Genomic DNA, 18861 nt, shown 5'->3' with positions numbered 1-18861 from the left:
AACAATAAGATATCCATTATCATGCAGAGAAAATTACCATTTTTGCGACAAACGCCTTAAGGAAGAAATATGAGTCAACATGATCCATCATCCAATTCTGTAAAAAAGGTCAATATCAATCATGAGGCTCAAGTCATTATTGATGATATTGATACGGCACACAAAGAATTGGATATTTTACAACAAGAAATTGACAAAGTTATTTTTGGGCAAAATCAGGTAATCGAATATGCTTTAATCGCTATTTTTGCTGGTGGTCACGCCCTTCTTGTTGGTGCTCCAGGACTTGCAAAAACACGTCTTGTTGAAACATTGGGAACAGTCTTAGGGCTTGACGAAAAACGCATCCAATTTACTCCTGACTTAATGCCATCGGATATTATTGGTTCTGAAATTATGGATTCCGATAAAGACGGTAAACGTTCTTTTCGATACATTCAAGGTCCTATTTTCACGCAACTTCTCATGGCCGATGAAATCAATCGTGCTTCTCCACGGACACAGTCAGCCCTTTTACAAGCTATGCAAGAATATCATGTTACTGTTGCAGGGAACCGTTATGATTTGCCACAACCTTTTCATGTTCTTGCAACGCAAAATCCTCTCGAACAAGAAGGAACCTATCCACTTCCTGAAGCGCAACTAGATCGCTTTTTGATGCAAATCGATATTGACTATCCTGACCTCACAACAGAGCGACGGATCATTTTAGAAACAACAAAAGAAAAGAAATCAAATGCAAAACCAATTTTATCTGCCAAAAAATTGCAAAAAATTCAAAATATCGTTCGCAAAATGCCTCTTTCAGAAAATGTGATCGAAGCTATTTTAAAAATTGTCCGCTCAACTCGCCCTCATAAAGACAATAGCCTTGCTAATACTTATGTTTCTTGGGGACCTGGTCCACGGGCATCACAAGCCCTTTCACTTTGTGTTCGCGCCCGTGCTCTTTATTATGGACGCTTAGCCCCCTCACTTGATGATGTTGAAGCATTGGCCTATCCCGTATTACAACACCGCATGGCTCTTAATTTTTCTGCCCGTGCTGAAGATATAACCGTAAAAGATATTATCAATAATCTTGTGAAAGATGCTCTTTGAATGGCTATTGGCAAAAAAGTTTTACAAAAGCCTCCATTGTCGCTGGCAAATGAACTCCATAAGGATATTGGCAAAATGCCATATTTCCTTTTACAAGCGCGTCATATCGCTAATACACTGATAACCGGATGGCATGGACAACGTAAACGCGGTAATGGGGAAAACTTTTGGCAATTTCGTCCCTATATGGAAGGAGAATCCATTACCCGCATTGATTGGCGTCGCTCAGCGCGTGATGAAAATACGTATCTCCGCGAACACGAATGGCAAATGACACAAATCGTTTGGCTCTGTCCCGATCAGAGCGCATCAATGCATTACTGTTCGCGCTTTTCTAAAATCTCTAAAGGTAATCATGCCATTATTCTTACCCTTACCCTAGCATCACTTCTTGCTCGCAGTGGCGAACATATTGCTATTCCAAACTTAATGTCCCCCACAATGACATCAAATGTCGTAGAGCGAATAGCCTTTGCTTTAGAAAATCATTCAGATGAAAATTCATTTCCGGATTTTTCAACGATTACACGCTTTTCACATGTCGTTATAATGAGTGATTTTCTCGACTATCCTGAAAAAATCATCCAACATTTAACTGTTTTAACTACAAAACAGGTGACAGCTCATTTAATTGAAATTTCTGATCCCGCAGAAGAAAGCTTTCCCTACACAGGCCACACAGAATTTTTTGATCCTGAAACGAAAGAGAAACATGTTTCCACAAAAGCAGAAGATCTTCGTAAGAACTATTGTAAACTATATCACGCAAGGCGACAAGAATTGGCAAATTTTTGCGCACGCCAAGGATGGTCTTATCATGTTAGTACAACGGATCAACCTTTAACAGAGACCATTTTTTATCTTGCAAATACAATGGGCGGCTCTCCATTGCAAAAAAGGGGGACGCTTTGAGTTTTTCTGCTCCCTTTCTGTTACTAGGGCTTTTATTCCTACCGGTCATTTGGTGGCTGTTGCGGATAACTCCTCCATCTCCGCGTAAAGAGCTTTTCCCTCCGTTACGCTTCTTACCCAAACCGACTCATCAGCAAGAAACAGCAAAACATACACCTTGGTGGTTGCTCTTGTTGCGTTTAACCATAGCGGCACTTGTTATCATAGCTTTAGCACGCCCCACGTGGAATCAAAAACCAATCAGCTTTTCGGGATCTCAACCCCTTGCACTCATTATTGATAATGGTTGGGCTTCTGTAAAAGAATGGAAAAAGCGCATCTCTATCGCTGAAATGCTCCTTACACAGGCAGAAAAACAGCAAAAAAATATTTACCTTGTTGCAACGGCTGAAAATGATATCTCCAATATAGAGCCCCAACCAGCTAAGATTATAAAACAGCATTTAATGCATTTGCAACCGCGTCCTTGGTCTGTCAACCGTGTGCATGTCTTAAAAAAACTCAGAAAAATAACCAAAGGAAAACCTCTTGATATTGCTTATTTAAGTGATGGATTACAAACAAATGAAGATGAGCAAACTTTTGCTTTGCTTGAAGAATTAAAACCTGAAAAATTCTTATGGTATTTGGCGGATATTTCCGATTTAATCGGTATAACATCCGTAGAAAATAATGATGGAAGTATGGTCGCGCGTATTATCCGCTCAACAACACACGGCAAAACTTCCGCTACACTCAACCTCTACGATTCAAACAATCAACTTCTCGGTCAATTTACGAAAAATTTTTCTGAAGGAGAAACAACAGCTCTTGTCCCTTTTGATGTACCACTTGAACTACGCAATGACATCGCTTGGATAAAAATGAATAATCAAAACCATGCTGCTGCAACTTTCTTGGTAGACAGCCATAATAGGATAAGCCGTGTTGCTCTTCTATCACCCGATACCAATGAAATGGCACAGCCTTTACTTTCTCCATTTTATTACATTATCAAAGCATTACAGGAATATACACAGCTTATAACCGCCGGTGGAAGAGAGCTTTCAACGGATATTGATTATTTGCTTAAACAAAATCCATCTGTTTTCATTATGAGCGACATGGTTAACATGCCTGAAAAAGCAGAAAAAAAACTTTCTGATTTTGTGAATAAAGGGGGAACACTCATCCGCTTTGCAGGAGAAAAACTCAGTAGTGCAGAACATTATGATAGTCTCCTTCCGATACCGCTGCGTCAGGGTCAACGTTTCCTTGGAAGTATTATGTCTTGGACGAAACCACAAAAGCTTGCTCCTTTTGCAAAAAATAGTTTTTTCTTTGATCTCCCTTTTCCAGAAGATGTCTCTGTCTCGCGCCAAATCCTCGCAGAACCAGCCCCAGATCTTTTTGAAAAAACGTGGCTTAGCCTTGCGGATGGAACCCCTCTTATTACCGCAGCAAAACGTGGTAAAGGAACCCTCATTCTCATTCATGTTGCTCCTGACCCAACATGGTCTAATCTTCCTCTTTCTGGCTTTTTTGCACAAATGTTGCAAAAACTAATCACATTAGGGTCTCACGAAAACACCAACCTAACACATAGAGAAAAAAGAACAATGGTACAAAACCCGTGGCGAACCATAGCCGCTGACGGACAATTACAAGTACCGCCCTCTCATGTTGTTCCACTGGTCTTTGACTCTCAAAATCCACCCCATCCTTCCTATAATACTCCCCCAGGACTTTATGGTGTCAAAAGCGATTTTTATGCACTCAATCTCTTAACTCATTCGTCGCACTTGATGAAACAATCATCATTGCCAACTTCTCTTAATAAAAGCCCTTTATCTTACGATACAAAAGAAAAAAATCTTATCGGTCCACTTTTAGGATTAGCCATCTTATTATTCGCCTTTGACAATTTTCTCATTTTATGGATGGGAGATATTTTTTCTTTCATGAAACGGCGTAATATATTTCTCCTCCCTTTTATAAGTCTTATTGCCTTATTTTCATATGATCCAACACTTCATGCACAAACGAAAGAAAATCATCATGATAGTGTACAAGCTGCTGGTGCAACACATCTTGCCTATGTTATAACCAATAATCATGAAATTGATACAACGAGTAAAAGTGGTCTAGAAGCGTTAAGTCAATTTATCGCAGAACGTACAATGCTTACCCCAGGCTCTGTTACAGCACTTGATCTCGATAAAGATGAACTCTCTTTTTATCCTCTTATTTACTGGCCAATTGATGTTAAGAGTCCTATACCTACCCCCAAAAGTCTTGAAAAAATAAATAACTTTATGAAACATGGGGGAACAATTTTATTTGACACACGCGATCAGATAAAGAGTAATCTTAATCTTGAAGGAGATGCCACTCCAGAAACGCAACGATTACGAGATATCTTAAAAGAGTTAAATATTCCATCCATTGAGCCAGCATCAACGGATCATGTTGTTGCACGTTCTTTTTATATTATGCCAGATTTTCCTGGTCTCTACCGTGGTTCACCTTTATGGATTGAATCCTCATCAACAAACAAAAAAAATAAAAATTCTCTTGCTAGCGGTGATAATGTAAGTTCTCTTCTCATCACCGCCAATAACTTTGCCGGGGCTTGGGCACTCGATGAAAAAGGGACATGGAAATATCCCCTTGTTCCCAATGATCCAATGCAACGTCTATGGGCATTTCGTGCAGGTTTAAATATTGTCCTTTATGTTCTTACAGGAAACTATAAAGCGGACCAAGTTCATGTTCCAGCACTCTTGGAACGCTTTAAAAGAGAAAGAAGGCAATGATATCATTTTTCACTTTTCAGCCTTTTTTACCACTCATTTGGATTCTGTTCTTAAGTGGAATATCAATGCTTTTTGTCGTTGTTGGTCTTGTTACGCAACGTCAAGGTTCTTTATTTCGTCTGATGGCATTAAGCGCCCTCATCCTTGCTTTGCTCAATCCAATGATCATAAAAGAACAGCGCGAACCACTGAAAAGCACCGTAGGTATTGTTATTGACCGCAGCAAAAGCCAAACATTTGGAACACGTACAAACGACAGTGATGAAGCGCGCGCGCAATTAACGCAAGCATTAGCGCATTATCCACAATTTGAACCACGCTTTATTGAAGCTGGAAAACTTGCTGATAATCAGTATGCGCCCTCAACGAATTTGTTTGAGGCTTTAAAACAAGCAGTATCTGATGTACCGCCCTCTCGTTATGCAGGAACCATTTTTATCACCGATGGACAAGTGCATGACATTCCTGACCTATCAGACCTTCATCATGAAGCCCCTCTCAATGCCCTGATTACAGGGCACTCAGATGAATTTGATCGCCAAATCAAGTTTATTTCTCCTCCACGCTTTGCCCTTGTCAACAAACCACAAACGCTCTCCATTTTGGTAGAAGATAAAGGGCCAGCCCAAAAAACAATACCACAGAAAGCAAATATTACATTAAGCGTCAATGGGCAAGACATTGGCCATTATTCTGTAACTCCTGGCGTGATTTTTCAAACTGAAATTACCCTTCCTCATGCTGAAAAAAATATTATCCAAGTGATAACCGATCCACACAAAGGTGAACTAAGCTTTGAAAACAACCGCGCCATAACAATCATTGAAGGAATCAGAGAAAATTTACGCGTTCTTCTTATTTCAGGTGCTCCTTATAATGGAGAACGGACATGGCGAGACCTTTTGAAAGGTGACTCCAATATTGATCTTGTTCACTTTACTATTTTACGTCCTCCCACCAAAGCAGATAATACGCCCTTAAGCCAATTATCCTTGGTGGTCTTTCCGACAAGAAAACTCTTTGTTGAAGAGATTAATAACTTTGATCTCATCATCCTTGATGGCTACCAGCACTCTGCTGCTCTACCCTTAATCTATTATGATTATATCGCCCAATATGTACAAAAGGGGGGTGCATTGCTGATGGTAACAGGACCTGAATTTACAAAAAACAACTCACTTGCGAAAACACCTTTAATAAGCATTCTACCGGCATTGCCCAATGGAACTATTATTGAAAAGCCTTTTCGCCCCACATTAACCAAAGAAGGTGAGCGCCATCCTGTCACAAGGGGACTTGCAACACTTAACCTTCCAGCTTCTCAATGGGGGCAATGGTTGCGACAAATTGCTATTCAAAACATAAATAACGGAATCGCCCTCATGAAAGGAGCCGATGAACAACCACTTTTACTTCTCGCGCATGTTGATAAAGGACGTGTAGGCATGTTGCTCTCCGATGAAAGTTGGCTTTGGGCACGAGGTTTCGAAGGCGGCGGTCCTTATGCAGCTCTTTATCGTCGTATTGCCCATTGGCTCATGAAAGAACCAGAGCTTGAGGAAGAAAAATTAAGTGCAACCAGCAGCCATCATCATTTAACAATTCGCCGCCAAACTCTAAAAGACCATCCAGAACCCGCTGAAATAACCTTTCCTTCTGGAAAAAAAGAAAATATCACTCTCACCAAAGAGCAAGAAGGTCTCTTCAGCGCAACCGGGACCACTGATGAAACAGGAATTTTTACCATTAAAAATGGCGATTTAACAATACTTTCTTCTGTAGGGATACTCGATAATCTTGAATTGTTTGACTTAATTTCAACACAAGAAAAACTAGCTCCCATTATTAAGCACACCGGTGGTTACATCGGACGGTTACACCCTGAGGGAAAAGAAAACATTCATCTTCCTCCATTCAAGCTGATTCAATCAAAAATAAACCCGTCTTCTTCCCCAGCACATTCAATTGTTCTGAAAGAAGCGACAGAAACCCGTTTAATTAATACCTTTTATTTTTCGATATTTTCTGGTTTCTTGGCGCTGCTTGCTTGCCTTTTACTGTTGAGCAGCATGTGGTATCGTGAAAGCCGTTGAAAAATCTGAAATTTCATATAATAGTCTTAAAATTCAGCTTATTTTTTTGTGTATTTTCTTGTCTTTTACAATTAGATAAAAACATTGATCTATAATGATAATTTATCATTATTGTCATATTGAGTTATTATTCCCTGTAGGGTTTTTCTTTTTTGTAATACTTTCTATATTAAATTAATTAAAATCACTCGCTTGCACATCATTAAAAGAGATCTGTATGAATAAACACCATTGAAGAAAAGAGTAAAGTACCTCTTATGAATCCTCTTAAAGCAAGGATTTTCACAAAATTGGGAGGGAATAGTATGATGGTTTTACTTTGCACCTTGTATAAATGTAAAATGGTGGCGCATAATAAGCCTTATAAACGAGACTTTTCATAGAATTGAGAACTTTCGTGAAATGCGATCAAGCGCACTGGGAAATATCTCTTCAAAACAAATATATGAATGTACAACACAATGATATTTTATTTGGGATCTTCTTCTTGAATCGTTCTGTTTTGCGTGAAAAAATCTCCCGTTAAAAGCAATACATGGCAGCCAAAAACCGTAAAAATTCCTGATAAATACAATACATTCTTTTGCATTTTATACTGAATAATTAGATTTTTTATGATAATGTGTGGTCGTATGAAAGCTGTTTAAAAGTCTTAAAACTTTATGACCATCATTTTAAAGTCTATCCCATCATAGAAAAAACATATCGGCTACCAAGAATGATATGTTGTATTATGTTGTTCTTTTCATAAAAAATACAATACAGCGTTAATTCTTAAAAGAATTTTCTCATATTTTCAACAAGCTATTTTTCATTTTACAATCCTTCTTGCCTTTAAGTATCAACTTATCTTATGCTTATTATCTAAATCATTTTTAATACTCTACGAGCTTTTATGTTTTATCTTGCCCATATATCGGATGTACATCTTTCCCCTCTCCCGCAACCTTCCCTTTTTGAACTTTCTGGAAAGCGTCTTACCGGTTATCTGAATTGGCAAAGAAAACGTAAGAGTCAAATGGTAACAAATGTCCTAGAAACTTTAATAGATGTCTTGAACAAAAAAAAACCTGATCATCTTGTGATCTCTGGTGATCTTGTTAATCTTGCTCTAGATAAGGAATTTGAACAAGCACATCGTTGGCTACTTAACTTAGGACAACCTCAAGATATTTCCTTGACATTTGGAAATCATGACGCCTATGTCCGCGGTGCTTTCCAAAAAGCATGTACTCTTTTTAAACCTTGGATCACAGGTGATGTCCCTCAAAAAAGCGCCTTTCTTTTTCCTTATATGCGCATTCGCAAAAATGTCGCCATCATAGCAACTTCTTCAGCCATCGCGACACCACCTTTTCAAGCTTCTGGTTATTTTGGTAAAATGCAAGCGCAAACTTTACCGCTCTTTTTAAAGGAAGCAGCACAGCGTAACCTTTTTCGTGTCGTCATGATTCACCATCCCCCCTTTCCCAAGGCAACATCTTGGCATAAAAAACTACGAGATATAAAACGTTTTCTAGACGTTATCAAATATCACGGTTGCGAACTTATTCTTCACGGACATACTCATTTACCCACATTGAATTACATTGAAGGACCAATTAAAAAAATTCCTATTGTTGGTGTTCCTTCCGCATCACAAGCTTTTGGTGATAAAAAACCACCCGCAGGCTTTAATTTATTTTCCATTGAACACTTACAAAATCAATGGCACTGCCAATTGCAACGTTATAGCATTATCAACCCTCAAAACGAGATTGCATGTATTGAAACAATTAATCTTTAAACACCTTCATAGTTGCCAAAACAACCAAAAACGAAAATATTTTTATTTCATATCCCTTTGGAAATCATAATTCTTATTTCCCTTTTTCTCCTTAAAAGACAAAGTTTCACTTTCTCTGTCGATAAATTAATTTCTCTCAGAGAATTCTATCTGCTACCCCTCTTATATGACTGGCTTTACAAGCTCATCGGTCTACTTCCTTCCCGTCCTAAAGGACGAAAACTTCTACCACACCTGATCTATAAATAATCCAGATTCTTGTCGCACAGATTCCACCTGCTAATTGTGCATGTGATTGACTTCACAAAGTTCTACACACAAATCATGCCTTGAATTTTATCATACACTCCTCCAAAAGCATCTAATGCGCAAAATCCTTATACCACTACAGTGATGTATATTCTATAGAATAATAGAGAACCTCATTCAGATTCTATACCTGAAAATCAATAACTAAAGTATATAATTTCAATAACCAAACATACTTGTAGTTCATGAACAAATGATGTTGATTGATTTATCGTCAATACAGATTTATCGTAAATATATTTGAAATAATCCCCTACTATTTCATTCGACATTTATTATCGTACATTTAAAAGATTTATAAAAATAATAGATTCTATTTCTATAATAGGCATAGTTAATAATGTTTTTTATGTCTCGATAAATTCATAATTTGCTATCTATTTTTTCCTATAAATCACTTTATAATAATCTTTATAGATATTTTATTAATATAAATTATTATTATTAAGTTTTATTGCGGATGTAGTTTTACGTGCTTTAACGATTTTTTGTTATTAAATAAATATCTTACGACAATGAAAAACAGAAACGTCGATTGTATGAGAGGTATTTCAAATAAAACAAAACGCAATTAAGTTGCCAATTCATGTGTTTGTTTTAAAAAAGCATCTTTTAAAGCACCCAAATCCATTTCCCACAGCACCTATGAATAACGTAATGATAAGTCCATTTAGCAGCACCATCTTTACGTTTATGAAAAAGCCAGCTAGTATCAAAATCTCACACTTTGCCAAGTCCCAATGCAACGACAGCCTTTGGCACTTGAGAAGGTTCATAAGGAGTATTTTTATTCTTTCTTTCATGTTTTTTATCTCACGGCTCTCCCTCCTTTTGACGTGCAAAAGACATGGTTTTCACTGGTTCAACATGGTATAGGTTTAAAATGAGAAAATCTTATGATACTTAGGTCTCTCACTCAACATGAAAAAGTAAATTATATTTATAAATAAACGTATTGTTCGAATAAAATAGTAACTCTTTTGAGTGAAGGATATTTCACTGCACATATCTAAAAAATAAAAGCCTCATTCTAAAATGAGACTTTTGAATTTTTAATTCGGCAAAAACTAAAATTTATAAGCTACACCCACGCGGAAATCGTTTGTCTTGTAGCCCATTTCAAATTTATCATGCACGAACTTCTTCTTACCAAAATCTGAATAACGGTATTCTGCACGCACAATAACATTATCAGCCATTGCAAAATCAACACCACCTCCGAGGGTATAACCAATCATGGTCTTTTTTTCATCATGCAACCAATCAGAAAAATTAACTGCTCTGTTGTTGCTGTCAGCAACTAACCCAAAAATATTCTGAAGTTGCGTATAAGCAATCCCTCCAGAAACATAAGGCATTACACGCTCAATCGCAAAACCAACTCTCACCCGCGTAGCACCAGCCCATTTTTGTTTTAAAGTATGACGTACAGCTTCAATAGGTATTGTCGAATCCTCCTCATGAGAATCTCTTGTTAGATTTGCTTCTTCTGAAGAATTTTCTTCAGTTTGACTTTTTTTGGGTCGATTAATATCTTTTGTACCCTTTTTATCAGACCACATAATATCCGTATCAATACCTATAATAAAACCATTATCGATATCAATATTGGAACCTGCATAAACTCCCCCTATAAAACCAGAAAGTTTAGGTAAATCCTCCTTTCCAATTGGATTCCATATCCCCGTCTCATCTTTTAAATAACTTGCAGTTGTTTTACCTGAAAAGCTACCAATCTGTCCTCCAAGATAAAATCCTGTCCAAGAAAAAGCAGGAGCTGCAATAACAGGAACGGGCTGTTCAGGAGTAACCATATCCGCCGCCTGTACTACAGAAATTGAAATTAAAGAAAAGATAGATGTTGAGACTAAATACTTTGTAATCATAATTGCTCCCCTAAAAGCTAATGTGATACATAAATAATAGTAAATAGTTTCACAGTTTTTTTTTAAAATCTATAGCAAAAATGACACAGTTATAAAAAAATAAAATTAGTTTTAATAAATAATATTATAAAAAAATTTAAATATGCTTTATATTTCCATTAATTATTACATATTAGCTTTTATAGCTTCATATTAATCATGATTATACAAATAATTATAATATCAATTTTTTGAAAAAATGAGATATGTAATCAATAAAGATTTTTATCATATTGATTTTAATATTTTGGTATTATTAGTGTAATGAGACATAATCTCTATAAGTTTTTATATAAATATGTACGATAAAAACACTCTTGCATATATTTTTGTATTGAATATCCCTTAATTCATAAATGTATCTGATATACCGCTGCTTAATAAATGACCCATATGCTTTTATCATACACATGAGATAAGGCTCATAAAGAATATCATTCACTAAACTCGTCACTCATCGCTTTTTGTATAAAGAATGACACATCTAACAGAATTTTTTTTTCATCACACTTGAGAAACCAGTAGAGAACTTCACTCTAACCCTCTCAAGTGTGTAATGAAATAAAAGACAAAAATTAATATATAAAAACGGAATTAATAATTTTTATTATTCTTATAAAATTATTTTAATGTTTCATGATTTTTGTAAAAACTGAACAGACCAATTGCCCAGTTTCTGCAATTAGTTTTTCAACACGAAGCAAATCAGGTTCCCCAACACTATTTAACAAAAGGTCACTTAATCCAGGTGGCATATCATTGGGATCAAGAGAATCATTTAAGCAAAGCCGTATAATTTGACTCAAATTTGTATAAAGATGATAGGCATAATGTAAATCAGCAATACATGACTGATTAAGAAAACTGTCTGGTAAGTGATCTAAAATATCAGCTGTTGTTGCTCCAATTTGAAACTCAATGACATGCGTAATAAGAGAAAATTGAGCAATAAACTCCAAATCCATAATGCCACCAGACATCGTTTTTAAATCCCATTGATTTTTTGGCGGCTTTTCTTTTGCAATCAAGGAACGCATTTCACATACTTCTTTTGCAACTTCCTTCTTATCACGAGAAATAGCAATAATTGCACACACTTCATTTTCTAGCTTTTGTAAAAAATCAGGATCTCCTGCAATGCCTCGAGCCCTTGTTAAAGCAAGATATTCCCATATCCATGCTTCTTGGCGATAATACTTTTTAAAAAATGGAAAAGAAACAGCAACAGGTCCTTTATTGCCTAACGGCCGTAACCTTAAATCAACGACATAAAGAACACCTTGGCTTGTAAGAGTGGATAAAGCAGAAATGAGGCGCTGTGCTAAACGCGTATAATATTGAGAGATATAAAGAGGCTTTTCTCCATCAGATATTTCTGCATCATCATCGTGTTCATAAAGCAAAACGAGGTCAACATCGGAATCTGCTGTTAATTCGCGACTTCCAAGCTTCCCCATACCCAATATGCCAACACGCCCCCCTTTAATACTACCATGAAGACGAGAAAATTCCTCTTGAACGGCAGCAAATGTTTTTGTAATCATAAGATCAGCAAGCGCAGTAAAAGCAAAACCCGCTCTTTCTCCTGTAATTGCACCATTCAAAATTCGAATACCAATTAAAAAACGTTGTTCATCTGCAAAAATTCTTAAATGGTCGAGAATTTCCTCATAAGAAAGAATATTTTCAAGAAAATATTCAAGCCGTTTTTCTAAATACGCTTTTGTTGGTAATTCTGAAAGAATATTCGGATCTAACATTCCATCAAAAACATGGGATCTGCGTGTAATAATTTCTGCAAGACGTGGAGCAGCACCCATAATAAGGACAAGCATATCCAAAAGAGAGGGATTAGACTGTAAAAGACTAAAAAGCTGAATTCCTGAAGGTAAGCCCTGTAAAAAACTATCAAAACGCAACATCGCCTCATCAGCTCGTTTTGTCCCACCAAAAGCTTTCAAAAGAGCTGGTGTTAATTCCGTTAATCTCTCGCGTGCTTCGGCTGATTGCGTTGCTTTATAACGACCACAATGGAGAGTGCGCATAATACGACAAATATCACTTGCTCTTTCAAAGCCTAAACGGCTTAACGTTATTAATGTCTCCGGATCATCTTCTTCACCTGTAAAAACTAAATTACCAATTTCTAAACCAAGTTCTTGCTCATTCTCAAACAGTGCTGCATAATGTTTTTCAACAACCTGAAGTGTTTTTAATAAATCACGGATAAAACTGTTACTGTCTTGATAACCCATTAAATAGGCAACACTCGTGAATTGAGCAATATCATTTGGAAGAAGGTGTGTTTGTTCATCGAAAAGCATCTGAATCCGATGTTCCACATTTCGAAGAAAAGCATAACTTTTTATAAGACTATTTCTTGTTTTCTCACTAATCCAACCAAGCGTGTGAAGTTCTGCTAACATTGCAACTGTCTGACGTCCACGTAATTGAGGAAAACGCCCACCGGCAATAAGCTGTTGTGTCTGAACAAAAAACTCAATCTCACGAATACCACCACGACCTAACTTTATATTATGCCCATAAGCTGCAATTTGACCGTAATTTTTATGCGCATGAATTTGACGTTTGATCGAATGAATATCAGCAATAGCAGCGTAATCTAAATATTTCCGCCACACATAGGGAAAAAGCTCTTTAAGAAAGTTAAAACCTGCCCTCTTATCGCCAGCAACTGGACGTGCTTTAATCATGGCTGCTCGTTCCCAATTTTGTCCACGCCCTTCGTAATACCGCAAGGCAGTCCTTACTGGTAAGGCCAAAGGGGTTGATCCTGGATCTGGACGAAGCCGAAAATCAAGACGAAAAACATATCCTTCCGCAGTGCGTTCTTGAATGATACGGATTAATCGGCGTACCATTTTAGAAAATACGTCAACACTTTCAGAAAGATTACCAATATGAGGTGATGTTTCATCAATGAAAACAATAAGATCAATATCAGAAGAATAATTAAGTTCCCCTGCTCCTAATTTTCCCATCCCTAAAATAATTAAACCACAGTCTTTTTCTGGATTCTCACGGCTTAATAAATTGATCTTACCATGATCATGCGCTTCTCTTAATAGAAAACGCAGCGCTACACTTAATGCTGCTTCGCCCAAACGTGTCAACCAAGCACATGAAACTTCGTAAGTAAAAACACCACTCAAATCAGCTAAAGCAATGAGAACATGCGCTTCTCTTTTTTTGCGCCTTAAAGCAGCCATTAATGAAGTTTCATTTATAGATTCATCCTTATCAATAGCCGTAATATCATCTATAATTTCGCTCAGCCTTGTTTCTATATCAACATTTAATAAAGCACTAAGATATGATGGATTGGCAATTAAAACCTCACGCAAAAAAGGAGATAAGGTCATAACTGAACTGATAAAATCAATCTGCGTTCCACTCTCTAAGATAAGGGAAATAAGAGATTCTAAACCTTCTTCCCTTGCTTGTTCTTCCATGTCTTTTAACCATTGGGAACCACTTTTATCGAGAGGGCATAAAGGGAGAAGCTGTGTTTTTAAAAAAGCTTGTTTCGTCTGCGCTCCCTTGAAAAGCATTTTGCCTTCCTTTCTATTGCTTTATACTTTTAAAATAGTTGTTACGTATGAAAAGAGAAAAGTGAAGAAAAATATCTTTAAGGAAATAACAAAACAGCCCTAAGCCCTGGATTTGCATTTTCAAGTAACAACTCACCCCCGTGAAGCTTCATAACTGCTTTTGCTATACTTAAACCAATCCCAAACCCAGGTTGTGTGCGGCTTTCTTCAAGACGAACAAATCGTTCTGTCACTTTTTCAAGTTTATCCTCTGCTATTCCTGGTCCATTATCGCTCACAACAACTAATAAATGTTCATCACGATATTCCATTGATAAGCAAACCTCCGCTTTCCTTTCACCTTTAGACGCATATTTAATGGCATTATCTATAAGGTTAAAAATTGATTGTGCAACAAGCTCACGATTCAACTTAAGGTCTTTATTAAATATATTCCCCAACCGAAGTAAAACACCTGACTCTTCAGCAAAAGGTTCGTAAATCTCAACAGCATCTTCAAGGATCAGTTTCATATTCATCATTTCAAGATGCTCAATTGCATTGCTGGCCTCAATACGTGAAATCATTAAAATCGCATTGAACGTACAAATAAGTTGATCTGATTCTGCAATAACCCTATCAAGGACCTGACGATATTCAAGCTTTGTCTTATTTCCTGAAAGCGCCTCTTCAGCGCGATTTCTAAGACGCGTTAACGGCGTTTTCAGATCATGAGCAATGTTATCTGATACTTGACGTAAACCAATATTTAACTCTTCAATGCGGTCTAACATAACATTAAGATTAGCTGACAATCGATCAAACTCATCCCCTACTCCAGAGACAGGTAAACGCCCACTGAAATCACCATCCATCAAGCGCTGTGATGCAGCCGTTACATGATCAATCCTTTGTAAAGCTCTCCTGCCAACAAAAAACCATATGAGTAAAGCGCCTCCAACCATTGCAGCAAGTGCAATGACCACAGCTTTACGAATAACCACTGCAAAACGTTCTGGCTCATCCAAATCGCGTCCTATAAGAATCTTCATAGCATTAGGTAAATCAACAATAACCGCCAAAGCGCGATGTTCACTTGTTTTGCCATGTTCTCCAAAACGGGAGTATAAAAAAGAGGTAGAAATAAAACCACTCTGATTCAAAAGACCTAATTCAATACGTGCTACATTTCCTGCTAAAATACGCCCCATAGAATCCGTGACAAGATAAAGAAATGCTCCTGGTTGTCTTGAACGATAATCAATAGTGCGCATTAATAAGGATAATCCCCCATAATTATAAGCATTTTCAATATACTTTAATTCTTCATGTAAAGCCTGTTCAGTTTGCTCTGTTAACAATGAAGCAGAAAATGCCGTCATATAAATAGAAAGCCCTGTTGCCACCAATCCAAACAATAAAATGTAAAGTGCTGAAAGCCTTAGCGCCGTCGTGCGCATTATATTAATCAAACGATTCATGCTTTGTTATCTGGTGCTTTCAGCATATATCCAGCTCCACGCACGGTATGGAGAAGGGGAACATCAAAATCTTTTTCAATTTTGGCTCTCAAACGGGAGATATGGACATCAATGACATTCGTTTGTGGATCAAAATGGTAATCCCAAACATTTTCCAAAAGCATAGTGCGTGTAACAACCTGCCCCGCATAGCGCATCAAATATTCAAGTAAACGAAACTCTCGTGGTTGCAATAGAATGTTTCTATCACCCCGTTTTACCGTATGTGCTAGCCGATCAAGCTCAAGATTACCTACACAATAAACAGTTTCTGCTTCTTTAGGATTTTTCCGCCGTTGTAAAACTTCAACACGCGCAAGAAGTTCAGAAAAAGCATAAGGCTTTGTCAAATAATCATCTCCCCCTGCACGCAACCCCGTTACACGATCATTGACTTGCCCTAAAGCAGACAGAATAAGAACCGGTGTTTCATTGCCTTTAGCGCGCAATTCAGCAATAATAGAAAGACCATCACGATGCAAAAGCATTCGATCAACAACCATAACGTCATAATTTTCCGTGGTCGCTAAAGCGTATCCCGTATCCCCATCATAAGCAACATCAACGGAATGCCCTACTTCCAAAAAAGCCTTTTCGAGATAATGCCCCGTCTCATGATCATCTTCAATAACGAGTATCTTCATAAAACGTATCTCCATTACTTTATTATGTTGTAGGACAAATGTTTAATAAACATTTGTCCTACAACTAAAGCCTTATTTTTTCAAAATTGGTAGAGCAACAAAACGATTTTGATCATTTGTTCGCACTTGTAAGAGTATAGCCTTTCGTCCTAACTGCTGAGCATTTTTGATTGTACTAACAATATCAGAGACTCGTTTAACCGGTTTATTATTTACTGTCACAATGATATCACCAGGACGTATCCCTTTATCTGCAGCATCTGAATCGGTATCGACCTCCGTTACGACAACCCCTACACCATCATCAGAGGGTATAACAATCAGACCATAATCTTCCAATGTTTCATCTAAATCACCCCGTTCATTTGAATATTTTGAAGCCTCTTTCTTACTTTCATCTTCAGACATTGAAGCGAGCTTAACCTTGATACTCTCCTCCTTACCTGATCTCCAAATCCCTATAGTTACCGTTTCTCCTGGTTTAATATTTGCAATACGTTTCGCCAGCTCACGTGTATCAGCAACCTTTTCATTATTCACTGAAATAATTACATCACCCGCTTTAATACCAGCCTTTTCTGCCGGTCCTTTTAACGGATCAGTAACCAAAGCACCTTTGGCTTCTTTCAAACCTATTGAATCGGAAATCTCCTTTGTTACCGGCTGAATCTGAACACCTAACCAACCACGTTGAACTGAACCTTTTTCAATAAGTTGTTGTACAACCTGTTTTACAGTCGCTGCCGGAATAGCAAAAGCAATCCCAACATTTCCTCCAGAAGGAGAAAAAATTGCTGTATTAACCCCAACAACCTTTCCATTAAGATCAAACGTTGGACCACCAGAGTTTCCTCTATTAACAGCAGCATCAATCTGAATAAAATCATCGTACACACCAGTGCCAATATCACGTCCACGTGCAGAAACAATACCTGCTGTCACAGTTCCACCAAGGCCAAATGGGTTCCCAATGGCAACAACCCAATCCCCAACACGAAGCTTTGAATCATCACCAAAATCAACATAGGAAAATTTTCTTTTATCACTCACTTTTAATACGGCAAGGTCGGTTTTGGGGTCTTTCCCAATGAGCTTTGCATTCAATTCTGTACCATCATCAAGAACAACAGTATAACTTGTTCCATCAGAAATCACATGATCATTGGTCACGATGTACCCATCAGACGAAATAAAAAAACCCGATCCAAAAGCAACAGGACGGAGTCTTTGCGATTGGTGGGGAAATTTATTTTTAGGTTTATCAAAATCATAAAACTCTTTAAAAAATCTTTTTAAAGGATGCTGGTCTGGTAATTGATCAAGTCCTGGACCACTAAAAAAGTTGCTAAAGAACCTATCTTCTTTCTTTTTATTGCTCTTTACTTGTACTGCTACAACGGCTGGTTTCACTTGAGCAACAATATCGGCAAATCCCTGTTGTTGTATTAACGAAGTAAATACAGAACTTGCATGAGCCTTTGTTATCCACAAGCTTGATGTACATCCACTAAAAAACAGTGCACTTTCCAATATCGCAGAAAAACTCACTGCGACAAATGTTTTAAAGAAAGCCTTTTTAACCATTTACTCTATGCTCCTATTCAATCATACCTTTATTCCAATTTCGATCACTTATAAAACACCAGACCTTACCATTTTCTGTCTAAATTATTAAAGTTTTGTAAGGTTTCAGTATTCCCTAATATAATTACAATAAGATTGTATGCTCATTGCAGATGATCTGATTTTTTTCTTTTATATAACATCTTTTTTAATGCAATGGCATTTTTGGCTGTTCTTCTTCATTCACATAACTCATTATTTTCTCATGATTGTTCCGTTTGAAGTGGAAAAATATGATACTTGCGCCAATGATGATAATGATCAAAGGCGAAAACCATAAAAACCAAGTTATTTTATTCAATGGTGGCTTCAAGAGAATAAATTCACCATATCGCTCAACAAGAAAGTCAGTGACTTGCTGATTACTATAGCCCATTTTTAGCCTTTCCCGAATTAAAAGCCGTAAATCACGTGCTAAAGCAGCATCTGAATCATCAATTGATTGATTTTGACAAACCGGACAACGTAAATGCGATGAAATATGGCGTGCTCGCGCTTCAAGAATCTTATCCTTTAAAATCTCATCCGGCTCTACTGCTATTGCTAATTGAAAAGGAAACGTTGCAATTAAAAAAAATACAATCCAAAGAATTTTTTTCATC

The 18861-nt window shown here is 37.2% G+C and carries 11 protein-coding genes; 5 read left to right on the top strand and 6 right to left on the bottom strand.

Annotation, left to right across the window (positions count from 1 at the left end):
• Positions 1–69: 69 nt before the first annotated feature.
• The 5 genes from ACFIKJ_RS01355 (at position 70) to ACFIKJ_RS01335 (ending at position 8687) form a co-directional block, all read left to right on the top strand.
• Complete coding sequence (locus ACFIKJ_RS01355; RefSeq protein ID WP_375625768.1) at positions 70–1101, top strand: AAA family ATPase; 1032 nt, start codon at positions 70–72, stop codon at positions 1099–1101.
• Positions 1102–2013: a DUF58 domain-containing protein gene (locus tag ACFIKJ_RS01350; RefSeq protein WP_375670169.1), complete on the top strand. Its 912-nt coding sequence runs from the start codon at positions 1102–1104 to the stop codon at positions 2011–2013.
• The gene (locus ACFIKJ_RS01345) at positions 2010–4808 is read left to right on the top strand and encodes a DUF4159 domain-containing protein (protein WP_375625764.1); all 2799 of its coding nucleotides are present in this window, start codon (positions 2010–2012) and stop codon (positions 4806–4808) included. The genes ACFIKJ_RS01350 and ACFIKJ_RS01345 overlap by 4 nt, the downstream gene beginning before the upstream one ends.
• Entirely contained in the window at positions 4805–6901 is a 2097-nt protein-coding gene (locus ACFIKJ_RS01340) for a glutamine amidotransferase (protein ID WP_375625762.1), read from the top strand. The genes ACFIKJ_RS01345 and ACFIKJ_RS01340 overlap by 4 nt, the downstream gene beginning before the upstream one ends.
• Before the next feature lie 895 nt (positions 6902–7796).
• Positions 7797–8687, top strand: a complete 891-nt coding sequence (locus ACFIKJ_RS01335; RefSeq protein WP_375625089.1) for a metallophosphoesterase family protein — start codon at positions 7797–7799, stop codon at positions 8685–8687.
• 1376 nt (positions 8688–10063) lie between these two features.
• Here ACFIKJ_RS01335 and ACFIKJ_RS01330 read toward each other — a convergent pair.
• The 6 genes from ACFIKJ_RS01330 to ACFIKJ_RS01305 form a co-directional block, all read right to left on the bottom strand.
• Positions 10064–10882: an outer membrane protein gene (locus ACFIKJ_RS01330; RefSeq protein WP_375670168.1), complete on the bottom strand. Its 819-nt coding sequence runs from the start codon at positions 10880–10882 to the stop codon at positions 10064–10066.
• 665 nt (positions 10883–11547) lie between these two features.
• Positions 11548–14493 carry a bifunctional [glutamine synthetase] adenylyltransferase/[glutamine synthetase]-adenylyl-L-tyrosine phosphorylase gene (locus tag ACFIKJ_RS01325; RefSeq protein ID WP_375625091.1) on the bottom strand — a complete coding sequence of 982 codons (2946 nt, stop codon included), beginning with the start codon at positions 14491–14493 and terminating at the stop codon, positions 11548–11550.
• 77 nt (positions 14494–14570) lie between these two features.
• Positions 14571–15953, bottom strand: a complete 1383-nt coding sequence (locus tag ACFIKJ_RS01320; RefSeq protein WP_375625757.1) for an ATP-binding protein — start codon at positions 15951–15953, stop codon at positions 14571–14573.
• Complete coding sequence (locus ACFIKJ_RS01315) at positions 15950–16636, bottom strand: response regulator transcription factor (RefSeq protein WP_012754868.1); 687 nt, start codon at positions 16634–16636, stop codon at positions 15950–15952. The genes ACFIKJ_RS01320 and ACFIKJ_RS01315 overlap by 4 nt, the downstream gene beginning before the upstream one ends.
• 72 nt (positions 16637–16708) lie before the next feature.
• Positions 16709–18220 (bottom strand): Do family serine endopeptidase, encoded by a 1512-nt coding sequence (locus tag ACFIKJ_RS01310; protein WP_375625755.1) that lies wholly within the window; start codon positions 18218–18220, stop codon positions 16709–16711.
• A gap of 187 nt (positions 18221–18407) precedes the next feature.
• Entirely contained in the window at positions 18408–18860 is a 453-nt protein-coding gene (locus ACFIKJ_RS01305; protein ID WP_375625753.1) for a cytochrome c-type biogenesis protein CcmH, read from the bottom strand.
• Between the last annotated feature and the right edge of the window lies 1 nt (position 18861).

The sequence above is a fragment of the Bartonella sp. PS7NMGDW genome, assembly GCF_042193585.1.
GTDB classification, from domain to species: Bacteria; Pseudomonadota; Alphaproteobacteria; order Rhizobiales; family Rhizobiaceae; genus Bartonella; species Bartonella grahamii.
The sequence above is the reverse complement of the archived record's forward strand: the minus strand, read 5'-3'. Positions and strand labels throughout refer to the sequence as shown.

Excerpts from the sequence above, each read along its gene's own strand:
- ACFIKJ_RS01355 (WP_375625768.1), top strand. The coding sequence starts at position 70 with ATGAGTCAACATGATCCATCATCCAATTCTGTAAAAAAGGTCAATATC.
- ACFIKJ_RS01350 (WP_375670169.1), top strand. The coding sequence starts at position 1,102 with ATGGCTATTGGCAAAAAAGTTTTACAAAAGCCTCCATTGTCGCTGGCA.
- ACFIKJ_RS01340 (WP_375625762.1), top strand. The coding sequence starts at position 4,805 with ATGATATCATTTTTCACTTTTCAGCCTTTTTTACCACTCATTTGGATT.
- ACFIKJ_RS01335 (WP_375625089.1), top strand. The coding sequence starts at position 7,797 with ATGTTTTATCTTGCCCATATATCGGATGTACATCTTTCCCCTCTCCCG.
- ACFIKJ_RS01330 (WP_375670168.1), bottom strand. The coding sequence starts at position 10,882 with ATGATTACAAAGTATTTAGTCTCAACATCTATCTTTTCTTTAATTTCA.
- ACFIKJ_RS01325 (WP_375625091.1), bottom strand. The coding sequence starts at position 14,493 with ATGCTTTTCAAGGGAGCGCAGACGAAACAAGCTTTTTTAAAAACACAG.
- ACFIKJ_RS01320 (WP_375625757.1), bottom strand. The coding sequence starts at position 15,953 with ATGAATCGTTTGATTAATATAATGCGCACGACGGCGCTAAGGCTTTCA.
- ACFIKJ_RS01315 (WP_012754868.1), bottom strand. The coding sequence starts at position 16,636 with ATGAAGATACTCGTTATTGAAGATGATCATGAGACGGGGCATTATCTC.
- ACFIKJ_RS01310 (WP_375625755.1), bottom strand. The coding sequence starts at position 18,220 with ATGGTTAAAAAGGCTTTCTTTAAAACATTTGTCGCAGTGAGTTTTTCT.
- ACFIKJ_RS01305 (WP_375625753.1), bottom strand. The coding sequence starts at position 18,860 with ATGAAAAAAATTCTTTGGATTGTATTTTTTTTAATTGCAACGTTTCCT.